The organism is Kitasatospora sp. NPDC127060 (assembly GCF_042724935.1).
In the GTDB taxonomy this organism is placed as follows: domain Bacteria; phylum Actinomycetota; class Actinomycetes; order Streptomycetales; family Streptomycetaceae; genus Kitasatospora.
Genome location: NZ_JBHXEG010000051.1, coordinates 1 through 15,743 on the forward strand (window position 1 = coordinate 1; position 15,743 = coordinate 15,743).

The 15,743-nt window shown below is 72.3% G+C and carries 15 protein-coding genes; 4 read left to right on the forward strand and 11 right to left on the reverse strand.

Annotated features, from left to right (window positions below; genetic code table 11):
• Nucleotides 1–251, forward strand: a 251-nt coding sequence (locus tag ACFWIS_RS25375; protein ID WP_380523997.1) for a hypothetical protein, incomplete at its 5' end; no start/stop codon positions are given.
• Nucleotides 252–398: 147 nt separating this feature from the next.
• On the opposite strand, the gene tyrS is transcribed toward ACFWIS_RS25375, so the two are convergent.
• The gene (tyrS, locus tag ACFWIS_RS25380) at nt 399–1,694 is read right to left on the reverse strand and encodes a tyrosine--tRNA ligase (protein WP_380457729.1); all 1,296 of its coding nucleotides are present in this window, start codon (nt 1,692–1,694) and stop codon (nt 399–401) included.
• A gap of 348 nt (nt 1,695–2,042) precedes the next feature.
• Between tyrS and ACFWIS_RS25385 the strand changes: the two genes are divergently transcribed.
• Nucleotides 2,043–2,573, forward strand: coding sequence for an HNH endonuclease (locus ACFWIS_RS25385; RefSeq protein WP_380457720.1), 531 nt, complete (start codon nt 2,043–2,045; stop codon nt 2,571–2,573).
• A gap of 33 nt (nt 2,574–2,606) precedes the next feature.
• On the opposite strand, the gene ACFWIS_RS25390 is transcribed toward ACFWIS_RS25385, so the two are convergent.
• From ACFWIS_RS25390 to ACFWIS_RS25420, 7 genes are all read right to left on the reverse strand, one after another.
• On the reverse strand, nt 2,607–4,556 hold the full coding sequence (locus ACFWIS_RS25390; protein ID WP_380457718.1) for a PQQ-binding-like beta-propeller repeat protein: 1,950 nt from the start codon (nt 4,554–4,556) through the stop codon (nt 2,607–2,609).
• Between the two features lie 108 nt (nt 4,557–4,664).
• Complete coding sequence (locus ACFWIS_RS25395) at nt 4,665–4,970, reverse strand: 4a-hydroxytetrahydrobiopterin dehydratase (RefSeq protein ID WP_380457716.1); 306 nt, start codon at nt 4,968–4,970, stop codon at nt 4,665–4,667.
• A gap of 34 nt (nt 4,971–5,004) precedes the next feature.
• Nucleotides 5,005–5,184 (reverse strand): DUF1272 domain-containing protein, encoded by a 180-nt coding sequence (locus tag ACFWIS_RS25400; protein ID WP_380457714.1) that lies wholly within the window; start codon nt 5,182–5,184, stop codon nt 5,005–5,007.
• A 69-nt stretch (nt 5,185–5,253) separates the two neighbouring features.
• Nucleotides 5,254–6,012: a sulfite exporter TauE/SafE family protein gene (locus tag ACFWIS_RS25405; RefSeq protein WP_380457712.1), complete on the reverse strand. Its 759-nt coding sequence runs from the start codon at nt 6,010–6,012 to the stop codon at nt 5,254–5,256.
• 195 nt (nt 6,013–6,207) lie between these two features.
• Nucleotides 6,208–7,260, reverse strand: a complete 1,053-nt coding sequence (locus tag ACFWIS_RS25410; RefSeq protein ID WP_380457710.1) for an SPFH domain-containing protein — start codon at nt 7,258–7,260, stop codon at nt 6,208–6,210.
• 10 nt (nt 7,261–7,270) lie between these two features.
• A complete protein-coding gene (locus ACFWIS_RS25415; protein WP_380457708.1) occupies nt 7,271–7,693 on the reverse strand; it encodes an NfeD family protein in 423 nt (140 codons plus the stop codon).
• 119 nt (nt 7,694–7,812) lie between these two features.
• Complete coding sequence (locus ACFWIS_RS25420) at nt 7,813–8,604, reverse strand: ABC transporter ATP-binding protein (protein ID WP_380457706.1); 792 nt, start codon at nt 8,602–8,604, stop codon at nt 7,813–7,815.
• Between the two features lie 150 nt (nt 8,605–8,754).
• Between ACFWIS_RS25420 and ACFWIS_RS25425 the strand changes: the two genes are divergently transcribed.
• Complete coding sequence (locus tag ACFWIS_RS25425; RefSeq protein ID WP_380457704.1) at nt 8,755–9,558, forward strand: hypothetical protein; 804 nt, start codon at nt 8,755–8,757, stop codon at nt 9,556–9,558.
• A 10-nt stretch (nt 9,559–9,568) separates the two neighbouring features.
• Here the strand turns inward: ACFWIS_RS25425 and ACFWIS_RS25430 are convergent, their stop codons facing one another.
• From ACFWIS_RS25430 to ACFWIS_RS25440, 3 genes are all read right to left on the reverse strand, one after another.
• On the reverse strand, nt 9,569–10,222 hold the full coding sequence (locus tag ACFWIS_RS25430; protein WP_380457702.1) for a response regulator: 654 nt from the start codon (nt 10,220–10,222) through the stop codon (nt 9,569–9,571).
• The gene (locus ACFWIS_RS25435; protein ID WP_380457700.1) at nt 10,215–11,411 is read right to left on the reverse strand and encodes a GAF domain-containing sensor histidine kinase; all 1,197 of its coding nucleotides are present in this window, start codon (nt 11,409–11,411) and stop codon (nt 10,215–10,217) included. Before ACFWIS_RS25435 ends, ACFWIS_RS25430 begins: the two co-directional genes overlap by 8 nt.
• A 171-nt stretch (nt 11,412–11,582) precedes the next feature.
• Complete coding sequence (locus ACFWIS_RS25440; RefSeq protein ID WP_380457698.1) at nt 11,583–14,210, reverse strand: FHA domain-containing protein; 2,628 nt, start codon at nt 14,208–14,210, stop codon at nt 11,583–11,585.
• Nucleotides 14,211–14,446: 236 nt separating this feature from the next.
• Here ACFWIS_RS25440 and serB point away from each other — a divergent pair, with 236 nt between their 5' ends.
• Nucleotides 14,447–15,694: a phosphoserine phosphatase SerB gene (gene serB / locus ACFWIS_RS25445; protein WP_380457696.1), complete on the forward strand. Its 1,248-nt coding sequence runs from the start codon at nt 14,447–14,449 to the stop codon at nt 15,692–15,694.
• Nucleotides 15,695–15,743 lie beyond the last annotated feature (49 nt).

The following is a 15,743-nucleotide window of genomic DNA, read 5'->3' on the forward strand; positions in this document are numbered from 1 at the left end:
GGAACGGACGCTTCCTTCGGACCGCCTTCCAGCGGGCCCTCCGGGCGCTTCGTTCTTTCGTGTTTCCAGCTTATCAGATGTTTTCCGCTCCGTTTTCCGGAGTTTCATTCATCCGATTTCCCGAACTGGCCGGGGCCGCTTTCTGCGACAACCACCACGTTAGCGCATTCCGAGATTTACTCGAAATTCACGCTCACACCCTGTCGATGACAACGCCAACGAACCCAATCGAATGGGCTTACGAAGTGTGAGAGTGGGTCTTGCTGAGTGAGGTGGCCGCTCCAGCGACTCGTTCAACACTAGGCCACCTGGAGGACGTCGTCAAACGTCGAGGGCGGGATCCGGCTGGATCCCGCCCTCGCTCGTCGAAGCCGCAGGTCAGCGGCGTCGGGTTTCGGTCACTCCGCGGTCGCGTCGGACACCGCGGCCGACGTCGGCAGCAGCTCCGCGGCCGCCAGGTTGCGCTTGCCACGGCGCAGCACGAGCCAGCGGCCGTGCAGCAGATCGGCCTCGGTCGGCACCGCTTCCTCGTCCGTCACCTTGACGTTGTTGAGGTAGGCGCCACCCTCCTTGACCGTCCGGCGGGCGGCCGAGCGGCTCGGCGCCAGGCCGACGGCGACCAACAGGTCGACCACCGGCTGGAGTTCGGTGACCTCGGCCTTCGGGACCTCGGCCAGCGCCGCGGCCAGGGTCGGGGCCTCCAGGTCGGCCAGGTCGCCCTGCCCGAACAGCGCCTTGGACGCGGCGACCGCGCGCTCGTACTGCTCGGCGCCGTGCACCAGCGTGGTGAGCTCCTCGGCCAGGGCGCGCTGGGCGAGGCGGGCGGCGGGGCGCTCGGTGGTCTCGCGCTCCAGCTCCTCGATCTCCTCCTTCGAGCGGAAGCTGAAGATCCGCAGGAAATTGGAGACGTCCCGGTCGTCCGCGTTCAGCCAGAACTGGTAGAAGGCGTACGGGGTGGTCAGCTCGGGGTCGAGCCAGACCGTGCCGGACTCCGTCTTGCCGAACTTGGTGCCGTCGGCCTTGACGATCAGCGGCGTGGCCAGCGCGTGCACGGACTTGCCGTCGGCCTTGCGGATCAGGTCCGTGCCGGCGGTGAGGTTGCCCCACTGGTCGCTGCCGCCGGTCTGCAGGGCGCAGCCGTAGCGGCGGTTCAGCTCCAGGTAGTCCATGCCCTGGAGGATCTGGTAGCTGAACTCGGTGTAACTGATGCCCGCGTCGGAGTTGAGCCGTCGGGCGACGGCCTCCTTGGCGATCATGTTGTTGACGCGGAAGTACTTGCCGACGTCGCGCAGCAGGCTGATGGCCGACATCCCGGACGTCCAGTCCAGGTTGTTGACCATGCGCGCCGCGTACGGGCCCTCGAAGTCGAGGAAACGCGAGATCTGGCCCCGCAGGCGCTCGACCCAGCCGGCCACCGTCTCGGGGTCGTTGAGCACGCGCTCGGCAGTGGGCTTCGGGTCGCCGATCAGGCCGGTGGCGCCGCCGACCAGGCCGAGCGGGAGGTTCCCCGCCTGCTGGATCCGGCGCATGGTGAGGATCTGCACCAGGTTGCCGAGGTGCAGGCTCGGGGCCGTCGGGTCGAAGCCGCAATAGAACGTGACCGGGCCGTCCGCGAACGCCTTGCGCAGTGCGTCCTCGTCGGTGGACAGGGCGATCAGCCCACGCCACCGCAGCTCGTCGACGATGTCCGTCACGGTCACGCTTCTCCTTCGATCGGGCGTCCGCCCGGTGGTGGCCCGGTTCGGTCGGGCCCCGGGTCGGTACGACTCCAGCCTGCAAGAGCCTACGCGGTTCCCGCCAGCGAGTTTCCCCCGAGGCACCGGGTCGGGCCTGCGTCGGGCCCGCACCAGGTCGGCGCCAGATGAGCGCCGAGCCGGCACCGGGCAGACGCCGGCTCGCCCCCACGCTCCTCCCCGGTACCGGAAATTCCCTTGTTCGTCGGCTGTGGGCCCGTTCAGAGTGGTTCCGCCGCCGCGCGGCGGCAGTGACGTGTGTGGAGACGGTCGTGCCGCCGTGGCACGCCCGTGGGAAGGGTGTGCCGAGTGCGCAACACGCTGGTTCTGAACGCGAGCTACGAGCCCCTGACGACGGTGTCGCTTCAGCGCGCCGTCGTCCTGGTGCTCCAGGACAAGGCCGTGGTGGAGCAGGCGCACCCGCTGCGCTCGATCCGGGGGACGGGCGTGGCCGTCCCGGTGCCGAGAGTGATCAGGTTGCAGAGGTACGTGAGGGTCCCGTTCCGACAACAGGCCCCGTGGTCGAGGCGGGGTGTCCTGGCCCGGGACCAGCACCTGTGCGCCTACTGCGGGAGCCGGGCCACCACGGTGGACCATCTGCAGCCCAAGTCGCGTGGTGGCGAGGACAGTTGGATGAACACCGTGGCCGCGTGCCCGGAGGACAACCAGCGCAAGGCCGACCGGACGCCCGAGCAGGCCGGGATGAAGCTGCTGCGGCGGCCGTTCGTGCCGACTCCGCAGGCCACCCTGATGCTGGCGCTCGGCCTGCGCGGCTCGGAGGCCCGGGAGCTGGCCGACTGGCTGCCGGCCGTACCGGGTCAGCCCGTCACCGCGGCCTAGACCTGCCCGGCGGATCCGGCCGCCGGAGGGGGCTCAGCCCTTCGCCTGGTAGCCCGCGGCCGTGCCGTAGTTGGTCGCGTGCTCGGGGACGACGACCACCTGCCCGCCGCCGATCAGCACCCGCCCGGAGAGCAGCAGCGAGCCGGTGCCGGGCGGGAAGTTGCCGCCGACCGCCTCCTGGCCGCCCGCCAGCGGGAAGCGGCCGAGGCGGGCGGGCTGGTCGCGGCGTTCGTCGGCGGCCAGCACCAGCGAGCCGCCGTCGATGCCGACGGCCCTGGCGGTGCCCTTGGCGGCGGTCGGCGCCTTCCAGCGCTGCTTGCCGGTGTCCAGGTCGTAGCCGACCGCGGACACCGGCCCGCCGGGGTTCGCCGGGGTCATCGCGGCGACCATGGTGCGGCCTTCGAAGAACACCTCGGGGGTGGCCGAAAACGTTCCGTGGGTGACGGCCAGCCGGCCCGCGTCGGTGACCACCGGGATCTCGGCGGCCGGATCGCCGGCGGTGCCCCACCCGAACACCCGGTCGTCCTCGGGCTTCCCGCCGGTGGTCAGCACCACGGCGGGCTCGGCGGAGAGCACCGTGACCGTCTTCGGCTGGTTGTTCAGGCCCCGCCACCAGCCGACCTTGCCGTCCGCCACGTTCAGGGAGACGGCCTGGTCCGCGGGCGTCGAGTCCGCACAGGAGGAGGCGACCAGCACGGTCTTGCCGGTGACGCCGCCGGACAGGGTGCAGAACTTGCCCTGTCCGGTGTACTGCCAGACGTCCTTGCCGTCGGCCGACGCCCAGGCCGCCACATGGTCGTCGCCGACCGCGACCACCATGTCCTCGGTGACGCCGATCCGCGCCGAGTAGGCGCCCTTGGCGTCCGAGAGGGTCTTGGTCCAGGCGGTCTTGCCGGTCTTGGTGTCCACCGCGGCGACCAGCGTGCACGGGCTCTTCGGGTCCGCCTGCGGCCGGAACAGGGCCGCGCCCAGCCCGGCCTGGTTCACGCCCGCGGACAGTCCGCACGGGACGGCCCCGGCGGCCGGGGGCTCGACCGTCCAGGTCGGTTTGCCCGCCGTCCGGTCGTACGCGTGCACCCCGGAGCCATCGGCCCGGACCACCGCGTCGGCCAGCAGCCAGCTGCCGACCAGCGTGTCGTCCCCCGCGGGCTGGGTGGCTGCGGCGGCCTGCGCGGACCAGATCTTGGTGTGCGCCACCGAGAAGCCGGGCTCGCCTCCGCTGGTCGCGGCCGCGCTGCCGCCGCCCTCGGCGCCGACCGTCAGCGCGGCCGTTATCAGCACCCCGAGCGCGGCCACCCCGGCACCGGCCCGCACCATCAGGGCCCGCCGGTTGGGCACGTGCTCCCCGGTCAGGACGGCCGAGCGGACCTTGGCCACCAGTGAGGAAGGGGCGGAGGAACCCGAGCCGCCGTCACCACGCCGAGCGGCCCGCGAACGCCCGGCGGCCCCAGCGGGCTCGGCGGGCCCGGCAGGCTGGTCGCCACTCTCCTCGTCGGCGGGCGCGGGCTCCACCCGGGGTTCCTCCAGCTGCACATAGCCGTCGGCCGAGTACTCCGCCCCCGCCGGGAGGTACAGCCCCTCCCCCGCCGACTGCTCCTGCGGCGCGGCGGCCGCGTACGGCTGCTGCCCGTAGTCCGGGTACGGCTGCTGGTACGGCTGGTACTGCTCCTGCCCGCCGTACGGCCCCTGGCCGTGCCCCTGGCCGTCGCCCTGCGCGTGACCGTGCCCCTGGGCGTAGCCGCCCTCGACGTACCCCGTCTGCCCGTAGCCACCCTGCCCGTCGTACGACTGGGGGTCATACGGCTGGGGGTCGTACGGCTGCTGGTCCCACTGCGGCGCCTGCTGCCACTGCCCGTGCGGCTGCGCCGGCAGCTGCGACGGTGGCTGCTGCGGGTCGTAGTACCCCTGCCAGTCCTGCTGCGGGCCCTGGGGGTACCAGGGCTGCTGCTGGGCATGAGGGTCTCCGAAGGGCTCCTGCGCCATCGTTCCGTCCCTCCCAGCCCCGCCTGCCTGCCGATTGCGGCAGTCAGCATCTCACGCCCTCCCGAGCGCCCCGCCCGGGCGCCCCACCCGGGCGCCCCACCCCGGCCCCTAGGCGGCGGACTCGGCGCGCAGGGCTTCGTCGATGCGGGCGGCGAGGGTGAAGTCCAGGTCGGTGAGCCCGCCGGCGCTGTGGGTGGACAGCACGAACCGCAGGGTGCGCCAGCGGATGTCGATGTCGGGGTGGTGGTCGAGCGCCTCGGCCTGTTCAGCGACGGCGACGACCACCCGGATCGCGGCCGGGAAGTCGGGGGCGTCGGCGCTGCGGACGATGCTGTCGCCGTCCCGGCTCCACTGCGGCACAGCCGCCAGGGCCGCCCCGATCTCGTCCTCGCTCAGTCGTGCCCTGCTGCTCATCGGTGCGCTCCGGGGGTCGTCGCTCGGGTACCGGTCAGGCGGCCTTCCGGCGCGGACGGACCACCAGTTCGCCACCGCAGTTGGGGCAGTTGGCGGCCATCACCTCGGTGCAGTCCGCGCAGAAGGTGCACTCGTAGGAACATATCGAGGCTGGGCTGTCGGCGGTCAGCGACACCTCGCAGCGCTCGCAGGTCTCGCGCATCTCCAGGGCCATGGCGCACTTCTCCGAGTCACGTACGGTCAGACGGTCGGATGTACGATCCCACGTTCGTCCGACGGCCGGTCAACCCACCAGCAGTTTGGTGACGGCCGCCAGTCCGACCACCACGATGACCCCGCGCAGCGCGGCCGGCGGGAGCCGGCGGCCGACCTTGGCGCCGAGCAGGCCGCCGACCAGCGAGCCGGCCGCGATCAGCCCGGCGGCCGCCCAGTTCACCGTCGAGGTGAACAGGAAGAACAGCGCGGCGACCCCGTTGACGATCAGCGCCAGCGCGTTCTTCACCGCGTTGATCCGCTGGAGGTCCTCCTGGAGCAGCATGCCCATCAGCGCCATCAGCAGGACGCCCTGCGCGGCACCGAAGTACCCGCCGTAGATGCCGGTGAGGAACACCCCGAGCAGCAGCACCGCGCCGCCGTCCGGATCGCCGTCCGCGCGACGCCGGGCCGCGACGGCCTTGGCCACCCGGGGTTGGATCACCACCAGGACGAGGGCGAGCAGGATCAGCACCGGGACGATCGCGTCGAAGGCTCCGCTCGGCAGCTTGATCAGCAGCAGGGCACCGAGCAGGCCGCCGAGCAGCGAGGCGGTCCCCATCCGCCGCAGGCGCCGACCCTGGTCGGCCAGTTCACGACGGTAGCCGATCACGCCGCTGAGCGAACCGGGCACCAGGCCGAAGGAGTTGGAGACGTTCGCGGTCACCGGCGGAATGCCGACGGCGAGCAGGACCGGGAAGGTGATCAGGGTGCCGGAGCCGACGATCACATTGATCATCCCGGCACCGACGCCCGCCACCAGGACGGCGATCGCCTCCCAGAGCGTCATGGGTCACCTCTCCTCTCGGTCCTGTCCGAGGGGATCATGCCGGACCGCGCACCGGCCCGACCAGGCCCGGCCATCATTCGGGACGCACGCCACACCGCCGCGACGCCCCGACACCGGGAACGCCCCGGAAGCCCCGGAAAGCCCGGGGGCCCGCCACCACCAGGCAGCGGGCCCCCGACCGGAGAAGCGCTCCGATCACTCCGGGTCGATCTTGCGGTACTCCCGCGCCGGGTCCACCCGCGGCCGGGCCGCACCCTTCTCCACGTCCACCGGCCGCGGCCCGGCCGCCGGGTCGATCGGCACCTGGGTGGCCGCCGGAGGCGCCTGCGGCACGCTCGGCGCCGCCACCGCGCCACCGTTCATCCCACCGCCGTTGCCGGTCAGCCCGCCGAACGCGCCGCCGAGGCCCTTGAGCGCGTCGCCGACCTCGCTGGGGATGATCCAGAGCTTGTTGGAGTCGCCCTTGGCCAGCTCGGGCAGGGTCTGCAGGTACTGGTAGGCGAGCAGCTTCTGGTCGGCGTCGCCGTCGTGGATGGCCTCGAAGACCGTCCGGATCGCGGCCGCCTCACCGTCGGCGCGCAGCACCGCGGCCTGCGCCTCACCCTCGGCCCGGAGCACGTCGGCCTGCTTCTCACCCTCGGCCTTGAGGATCTGCGCCTGGCGCTGGCCCTCGGCGGTGAGGATCGCGGCGCGCTTGTCACGGTCGGCGCGCATCTGCTTCTCCATCGAGTCCTGGATGGAGGTCGGCGGCTCGATCGCCTTCAGCTCGACGCGGTTGACCCGGATGCCCCACTTGCCGGTGGCCTCGTCCAGCACCCCGCGCAGACCGGCGTTGATGACCTCGCGCGAGGTCAGGGTGGACTCGAGGTCCATCGAGCCGATGATGTTGCGCAGCGTGGTGACGGTCAGCTGCTCGATGGCCTGGATGTAGCTCGCGACCTCGTAGGTGGCCGCCCGGGGGTCGGTGACCTGGTAGTAGATGACGGTGTCGATGTTGACCACCAGGTTGTCCTGGGTGATCACCGGCTGGGGCGGGAACGGCACGACCTGCTCGCGCAGGTCGATCCGGTTGCGGACCCGGTCGATGAACGGGACGACGATGTTCAGCCCTGCGTTGAGCGTCCGGGTGTAGCGGCCGAAGCGCTCCACGATCGCGGCGCTGGCCTGCGGGATGACCTGGATCGTCTTGATCAGCGCGATGAAGGCCACCACGACCAGGACGACCAAAACGATAAGGACGGGTTCCACGGACTCTCCCCTAGACGACCAGGGCGGTCGCGCCCTGGATTTCGACGACGTCGACCTGCTGCCCCGGCTGGTAGACCTGGTCCGGGTGGAGCGCACGGGCCGACCAGATCTCGCCGTTGAGTTTGATCTGTCCGCCCTCCCCGTCGACGGTTTCCGCGACGACCGCGGTGGCGCCCTGGAGCGCCTCGATGCCCATCTTGATCTGTGGGCCCTTCTGCAACTGCCGGTAGGCGATGGGCCGGACGAAGGCCACCAGCGCGACCGAGACCACCAGGAAGGTCACCGCCTGGAGGACCAGTCCGGCGCCCAGCCCGGCCGCGCCGGCGGCCGCGAGCGCGCCGACCGCGAACATGGCGAACTCCGGCATCGCGGTGAGCACCAGCGGTATGCCGAGCGCTGCGGCGGCCAGGAGCCACCAGATCCAGCTGTCCACACGTCCATCCTAGGGAGCGAAGGGCCTTCGAGGCGGACAGTTCCCGCAGGTCGAGGGGCGGAAACCGGTCGCAGGTGCGACCGGTTCCGACAGCCGTCGCGAAGTGGACGAACGGGGAATCAGCCCAGCGGCAGGCCCTGCGCCGACCAGCGGTCGCCGTGGCGCTCCAGGGTGAGCGGCAGGCCGAAGCACTTGGAGAGGTTGCGGGCGGTCAGCTCGGTGTCGATCGGGCCGGCCGTGAGCACCTTGCCCTGACGGATCATCAGGACGTGGGTGAAGCCGGGGGCGATCTCCTCGACGTGGTGGGTGACCATCGCCATGGCCGGCGCGAACTCGTCCTGGGCGAGCGCGCCGAGCCGGCGGACCAGGTCCTCACGGCCGCCGAGGTCCAGGCCGGCCGCGGGCTCGTCGAGCAGCAGCAGCTCCGGGTCGGTCATCAGGGCGCGGGCGATCAGGGTGCGCTTGCGCTCGCCCTCGGAGAGGGTGCCGAACTTGCGGCCGGTCAGGGCGGCCATGCCCATCCGGTCGAGCAGGGCGAGGGCGCGGCCCTCGTCGGACTGCTCGTAGGTCTCCTGCCAGCTGACCGTCATGCCGTAGGCGGCGGTGAGCACGGTCTGCAGGACGGTCTGCTCGGCCGGCAGCTTGTCGAACATCGAGGCACCGGCCAGGCCGATCCGGGAGCGCAGCTCGAAGACGTCGACCTCGCCCAGCTGCTCGCCCAGCACCGAGACCTTGCCCGAGGTCGGGAACAGGTACGAGGAGGCGATCTGCAGCAGGGTGGTCTTGCCGGCGCCGTTCGGGCCCAGGATGACCCAGCGCTCACCCTCGGAGATGGACCACGAGACCTGGTCGACCAGCGCGCGCCCCTCCCGGACCACGGATACGTCCACCAGCTCCAGCACGTCGCTCATGCCTACGCCTTCCCCAAATACACAAATGTCGGCCGTCGGTGCGGGGCGGCGAACCCACTCCGGCAGCCGGTGGGCACGGGGTGGGTGCGCCGCACGCGCATGGGCAAACCTACGCCACGCGGATGACCGCCGATTCCGTAGGCTGGCCGGATGCTCGTGACTCCTGCCGACAATCCGTACGAAGAGCCCCGTTCGGGGCGGCTGACCGCCTGGGGCAACGCCCTGCTGGGCGGCCTGGTGCCGCCCGACAACGCCGCCGCGGCCGTGCTGGGCGCCGACGAGGGCCACCGGGTGACCGGGCTGCCCGGGGACGCTCCGGGCGAGCGGCACGGGCTGACCTGGGCGCTGGGACGGCTGCGGGTGCTGGGTGTGAAGGGGCTGCGGCTGGCGCTGCCCTCGGCCGGGCACCCGCTGGGGCTGACCGGTCCGGCGGCCTTCAACGAGCGCGCCCTGGCGGCGGGCGAGGCGGTGCTCGCGGTGGGCGTACCGCTCGGGCTGGTGCCGGAGATCACGGTGTTCGGCCCGGAGGGGGACCGCTCGGCCACCGTGCTGTGGCGCTGCGCCGAGGTCAACGACACCCCGCCGGCCGACGTGCCCTCGCTGAACGAGGCCGAGCGCGAGCTGGCGGACGGGCTGCGCGAGGCGACCCTCCTGCTCACCCGGCTCGACGTGGCCGGCGCCGGCCCGGAGGCGCTGCGCGCCCTGGAGGCGTACCGCCGGCGCGGCCACGCCGAGCTGCTCGCCCCCGGCTACCCGCCGCGCGCGGTACGGGTGCTGGAGTCGGCCCGCCAGGTGTCCGCCCTGCTGTCGATCGCCTCGGGCGGCCACGGCGCGGCGGTGAGTGCCTCCGAGATGGCCGCCCGGCAGTCCGCGCTGGCCCCGCTGCGGCGCACCGCCCGGCGCGCCCAGGTGGCCGCCTACAACGCCCCGGTGGACGAGCGCGGGGAGCGCTAGGCGCGGAGCGTCAGGCGCGGGCCTCGCCGTTGCGGACGGCCCACAGCGCGGCCTGGGTGCGGTCGGCGAGGTCCAGCTTCATCAGGATGTTGGACACGTGGGTCTTCACCGTCTTCTCCGACAGGTGCAGGCTGCGGGCGATCTCCCGGTTGGAGCGGCCGTCGGCGATGTGGCCGAGCACCTCGCGCTCGCGCTCGGTGAGGGTGCCGCCGCGGCCCTGCGGGGCACGCGGGCCGTCGTCGGCGAGCAGCGCCTCGGCCAGTTCGGGCTGGAGCAGCACGTGGCCGGCGTGCACCGAGCGGATCGCCCCGGCCAGCGCCTCCGGGTCCACGTCCTTGTAGACGTACCCGGCGGCGCCGGCCCGCAGTGCGGGGACCATGGTGCGGTGCTCGGTGAAGCTGGTGACGATCAGGATCCGGGCCCGGCTGCCGCCGTCCTTGAGGGTGCGCAGCGCCTCGATGCCGTCGACGCCGGGCATCTTGAGGTCCATCAGGACGACGTCCGGGTCGAGTTCGCGGGCGCGGTCGACGCCCTCGGCCCCGTCGGCGGCCTCCCCGACCACCTCGATGTCGTCCTGGACCTCCAGGAAGGTGCGCAGTCCGCGCCGGACCACCTGGTGGTCGTCGACCAGCAGGACGCGGATCGACGGCGTGCTCTCAGGCACCGGGGACCTCCATCTCGACGAGCGTCCCCTTGCCGGGGGCGGACTCCAGGGTGAGCGAGCCGCCGACGGCGGCCGCCCGGTCGCGCATCGAGGCCAGGCCGAGGTGGCGGCCGGCCCGGCGGACGGACTCGGGGTCGAAGCCGCGCCCGTCGTCGCGCACCCGCAGCACGGCGCCGCGGGCGGGGGTGCCGGCCAGGGTGACGGTGACCCGGCCGGCGCCGGAGTGGCGCAGCGCGTTGTGCAGCGCCTCCTGGGCGACCCGCAGCAGCGCGGCCTCCTGGGCGGGCGGCAGGGCCCGGACACCGTCCGCGGCGAAGGCGAGGTCGGCGGTGTGGGCGCGGTCCAGCACCTGCACCTGGGAGGCGAGGGTGGCGCTCAGCCCGTCCTCCTCCAGAGCGGCGGGGCGCAGTTCGACCACCACGGCGCGCAGTTCGTCGGCGGCCTCGGCGGCGAGCCGGGCGACCTCGGCGAGTTCGGCGCGGGCCCGGGCCGGGTCGCGGTCGACGAGCTTGGCGGCGGCCTGGGCGGTCAGCCGCAGCGAGAAGAGCTTCTGTGCGACGGCGTCGTGCAGGTCGTGGGCGATCCGGGCGCGCTCGCCGGCCAGGGTGAGTTCGCGACTGCGCTCGTACAGGCGGGCGTTGGACAGGGCGAGGGCGGCGTGCGCGGCGAGGATCCGCAGCAGTTCCTCGTCGTGATCGGTGAACAGGCCGCCGCCGCGCTTGTTGGCGAGGAAGATGACGCCCATCACCTGTGGCTCGTCCTCGGCGGCCTCGGTGTCCAGGACGGGCATGCCGAGGAAGGCGTCCATCTCGGGATGGGCGGAGGGCCAGCCCTCGAAGGCGGGGGCCTTGCGGACGTCGGCGAGGCGGGTGGGGCCGGTCTCGTGCAGCATCTCGGCGAGCACGCCGTGCTGGCGGGGCAGCGGGCCGATCGCGCGCCACTGCTCGTCGGTGACGCCGTCGACCACGAACTGGGCGAAGCCGCCGTGGTCGTCGGGCACGCCGAGGGCCGCGTACTCGGCGCCGAGCAGGTCGCGGGCGGAGGCGGTGATGCGGCGCAGCACCTCGCGGACCTCCAGGTGCCGGCTCATCGCGAGCAGGGCCTGGCTGACGGCCTCGATGCCGGCCAGCGGGTCGCAGGCGTACGGCGGGCCGGCGGGGGTGCGGTGGTCACCGGTCGTGCTGGGCATACCGCCAAGCTACCGCCGTCGCGGGGGCGGCCGCGTCCGTCCCGGGCCGCTCCGGGCGCAGGTCCGGGGACCTAGGCCGATGGGCCCACCCGGGCGAGCGGGCGAGTAGCACCCGGCAACGCGAAGGGCGCTCCCCCCGGTCGGGGAGAGCGCCCTTCGCAGCAGAACCGGTCAGCCCTTCTGCATGACCTCCGGCTCGTGCCGGCGCTGCAGCCGGGTCACGATCACGCCGATCACGACCGAGATGACGATCAGCACGCCGGCGTCGATCGACCACTGGGCGACGCTGTGGTCCCACAGCGGGTCGTAGTTCGGGTTCTGGAAGTCCTTGTTCCAGGGGCCCATCAGCTTCGACAGGTCGAGCGTGCTGGAGACGATGCCGGTGCCCCAGCGGGCCGGCATCAGCCAGGCGACCTGCTCCAGGCCGGGCTTGCCGAAGATCTGGAAGAGGCAGCCGGTGAAGACGACCTGGACGATGGCGAACATGACCAGCAGCGGCATGGTCTTCTCCGCGGTCTTCACCAGCGCGGAGATCATCAGACCGAACATCATCGCGGCGAAGCTCAGCAGGATCATGCCGATGGTCATCTCGATCATCGGCATGTTCTGGACGATCAGGCCGTGCTCGGGGAGCTTGCGCGGCAGGAAGCCGACGGCGGAGATGATCGCGCCCTGGATGATCGAGAAGATGCCCAGCACGATGATCTTGGACATCATGTACGCCGAGCGGGACAGCCCGGTGGCCCGTTCCCGTTCGTAGATCGCCCGTTCCTTGATCAGCTCTCGGACCGAGTTGGCCGCCCCGGAGAAGCAGGCGCCGATCGCCAGGATCAGCAGGATCGTCGCGGCCCCGCTGTTGAGGTGCAGCTGGGTCTTCGGGTTCGGTGCGAGCCCCGGTTCGTTGGGGATCAGCACACTGACCGCGCCGATGACCGCGGGCAGCAGCACCGACAGCGCCAGGAAGCCGCGGTCCGAGGCGAGCACCGACATGTAGCGGCGCATCAGCGTCCACAGCTGGGAGCCCCAGCTCTGCGGCTTGGGCGGCTTGACCGCCTCCTGGGCGACCTGGACGTGCTGCACCTCTCCGGCCTCGACGGTCGGGGCGGAGTACTGCTGGTAGTGCACGGAACCGCGGTAGCGGCCGGCCCAGTCGTGGTCCGGGTAGTTCTCGAAGGCCTGGAAGACGTCCGCCCAGGTCTCGTACCCGAAGAAGTGCAGCGCCTCGTCCGGCGGGCCGAAGTAGGCCACCGAACCGCCCGGCGCCATCACCAACAGCCGGTCGCAGAGCGCGAGTTCGGCCACCGAGTGGGTGACGACCAGGATCGTGCGGCCGTCGTCGGCGAGACCGCGCAGCATCTGCATGACCTCGCGGTCCATGCCCGGGTCGAGGCCCGAGGTGGGCTCGTCCAGGAAGATCAGCGAGGGCTTGGTGAGCAGCTCCAGGGCGACCGAGACGCGCTTCTGCTGGCCGCCGGAGAGCGCGGTGATCTTGTTGTCGGCGCGCTTGTCCAGGCGCAGCTCGTACAGCACCTCGTCGATCCGGGCCTCGCGCTCGCGGGCCTCGGTGTCGCCGGGGAAGCGCAGCCGGGCCGCGTACTTGAGGCCCTTCCGCACGGTGAGCTCCTTGTGCAGGATCTCCGACTGCGGCACCAGGCCGATCCGGGAGCGCAGCTCGGCGAACTGCTTGTAGAGGTTGCGGCCGTCGTACAGCACCTCGCCGCGGTCGGCGGGGCGGTAGCCGGTGAGGGCGCGCAGCAGGGTCGACTTGCCGGAGCCGGACGGGCCGATGACGGCCACCAGGGACTTCTCCGGGACGCCGAAGCTGACGTCGTTGAGCAGGACCTTCTTGCCGCCCTTGAAGTCGACCTCGACGGTCAGGTGGCGGGCGGAGAAGGAGACCGCGCCGGTGTCGACGAACTCCTGCAGCTGGTCGCCGACCAGCACGAAGCCGGAGTGGCCGACGGTCAGCCGGTCCTGCGGTCCCATCAGCTGGCGCTGCACCCGCTGGCCGTTGAGGAAGATGCCGTTGTGGCTGCCGAGGTCGACGATCTCGTAGCGGCCGTCCGGCAGCTGGCGCAGCTCGGCGTGGTGGCGGGAGACCTGGAGGTCGGACACCACGATGTCGTTGTCCAGCGCACGGCCGATCCTGACGGTGCGCATGCCGGCCGTCAGGTTGCGGATCATCGTGGGCTGCGGGCCGCCGCCACCGCCGTGCTGGGGCGGGGGCGTGAAGCCCTGCTGCTGCGGGAACCCGCCGTGCTGCGGCTGCTGGTCCTGCGCCGGGTACGACTGCTGCTGCGGCGCGTACTGCTCCTGCTGCGGCGGCGGCGCGTACTGCTGCGGGGGCTGCTGCTGGGCCGGCCAGGCCTGCTGCGGGTGAGCCTGCTGCTGGTACGGGTCCTGCCCCGGCCAGCCCTGCTGCGGGCCGGGCTGCTGGGGCGTCGGGGCGGGACTGCGGCTGGTGACGGCCTCGTGCACCGGGGTGGGCTGCGGGGCGACGGCGTGGGCGGGCGCGGAGAAGGCGAGCCGGGGGCCGTTCTCCGGGTTGCCCAGGTTCACCACGGCACCGGCGAACAGCTGGGCCTGCATGGTGCGGGCGCCGGCCACATAGGTGCCGTTGGTGCTTCCGTGGTCGTCCAGCTGCCAACCGCTGCCGTTGAAGCTGATGGTCCCGTGCTGCCAGGAGACCCTGGCGTCGTCGAACGTGAAGTCCGACTGCGGGTTGCGTCCGATGGTGTAGGACTGCGCGGGCTCAAGAGTCCGCTGCTGTCCGTTGATCTCAATGACGAGTTGCGGCACTGCTCGCCTGCCCCGCTCTCTCGGTTCCCCCGAATTCGGCCCCCCGCCGGGGGTGCTGTTCCTCTGACTGACTGGGGGAATCATTCCAGCCCGTCGTCCGCGGGTGAAAGTCACCCCGGGTGACTGTGACCAGGCTGCTACCCACGGGCTCCGTCCCGGCCGGGCGCGCACACGTGTCCCGCGACGTGGGACGGGTGCCCTCGGCGCGGCGACCGACGGGTAGCGTGGGAGACACCATGAACGCATCGCCCTTGGCCGCTGAGCCCCTCCCCGCCGCCCAGCCCCGGACGGACGAGCGCACCCTGCTCGTCAAGGTGTTCGGCAAGGACCGCCCCGGCATCACCGCCGGCCTCTTCTCCACCCTGGCCGGCTTCGGCGTCGACGTCATCGACATCGAGCAGGTCGTCACCCGTGGCCGCATCACGCTGTGCGCCCTGGTCACCCCGCCCCACGCGCCCGGCGCCGAGGGTGGCCTGCGGGCCACCGTGCACCGCTGGGCGGACGAGCAGAAGCTGCAGGCCGAGATCCTCTCCGGCATCGGCGACAACCGGCCGCGCCGCGAGGGCCGTTCGCACGTGACGGTGCTCGGCCACCCGCTGACCGCCGCCGCCGTCTCCGCGCTGACCTCCCGGATCACCGCGGCGGGCGGCAACATCGACCGGGTCTTCCGCCTCGCCAAGTACCCGGTGACGGCGGTCGAACTGGCCGTGTCCGGCGTGGCCACCGAGGAGCTGCGGGCCGAGCTGGCCCAGGAGGCGGCCACCCAGCGGGTGGACGTCGCGGTGGTGGCCGCCGGGCTGGAGCGCAGGGCCAAGCGCCTGGTGGTGATGGACGTGGACTCCACGCTCATCCAGGACGAGGTGATCGAGCTGTTCGCCGCCCACGCGGGCTGCGAGCAGGAGGTGGCCGAGGTGACGGCGGCGGCGATGCGCGGCGAGCTGGACTTCGCCGAGTCGCTGCGGGCCCGGGTCGCCCTGCTGGCCGGGCTGGACGCATCGGTGACGGAGAAGGTGCGCGCGGAGGTGCGCTTCACGCCGGGGGCGCGCACCCTGATCCGCACGCTCCAGCGGCTGGGCTTCCAGGTGGCGGTGGTGTCGGGCGGGTTCACCCAGGTCACCGATCACCTGGTGGAGCAGCTGGGGCTGGACTTCGCGGCGGCCAACACCCTGGAGGTGGTGGACGGGAGGTTCACCGGCCGGGTGGTCGGCGAGATCGTGGACCGCGCGGGCAAGGCCCGCTGGCTGGCCCGGTTCGCCGAGCAGGCGAAGGTGCCGCTGGAGCAGACGGTGGCGATCGGCGACGGCGCCAACGACCTGGACATGCTGAACGCCGCCGGGCTCGGGGTGGCGTTCAACGCCAAGCCGGTGGTGCGCGAGGCCGCCGACACCGCGGTGAACGTGCCCTTCCTGGACACCGTGCTGTACCTGCTGGGCATCACCCGCGAGGAGGTCGAGGCGGCCGACGGCGGGCTCTCGGTCGACTAGGACGGGTGGTTCTCGAAGCAGACGAGGGGCGCGCGGATCCAAACCGCGC

Bases quoted from the DNA above. Each gene is read 5' to 3' on its own strand.
- ACFWIS_RS25390 (WP_380457718.1), bottom strand. From the start codon at position 4,556: ATGGCGCAGGAGCCCTTCGGAGACCCTCATGCCCAGCAGCAGCCCTGG.
- ACFWIS_RS25395 (WP_380457716.1), bottom strand. From the start codon at position 4,970: ATGAGCAGCAGGGCACGACTGAGCGAGGACGAGATCGGGGCGGCCCTG.
- ACFWIS_RS25400 (WP_380457714.1), bottom strand. From the start codon at position 5,184: ATGGCCCTGGAGATGCGCGAGACCTGCGAGCGCTGCGAGGTGTCGCTG.
- ACFWIS_RS25405 (WP_380457712.1), bottom strand. From the start codon at position 6,012: ATGACGCTCTGGGAGGCGATCGCCGTCCTGGTGGCGGGCGTCGGTGCC.
- ACFWIS_RS25420 (WP_380457706.1), bottom strand. From the start codon at position 8,604: ATGAGCGACGTGCTGGAGCTGGTGGACGTATCCGTGGTCCGGGAGGGG.
- ACFWIS_RS25425 (WP_380457704.1), top strand. From the start codon at position 8,755: ATGCTCGTGACTCCTGCCGACAATCCGTACGAAGAGCCCCGTTCGGGG.
- ACFWIS_RS25435 (WP_380457700.1), bottom strand. From the start codon at position 11,411: ATGCCCAGCACGACCGGTGACCACCGCACCCCCGCCGGCCCGCCGTAC.
- serB (WP_380457696.1), top strand. From the start codon at position 14,447: ATGAACGCATCGCCCTTGGCCGCTGAGCCCCTCCCCGCCGCCCAGCCC.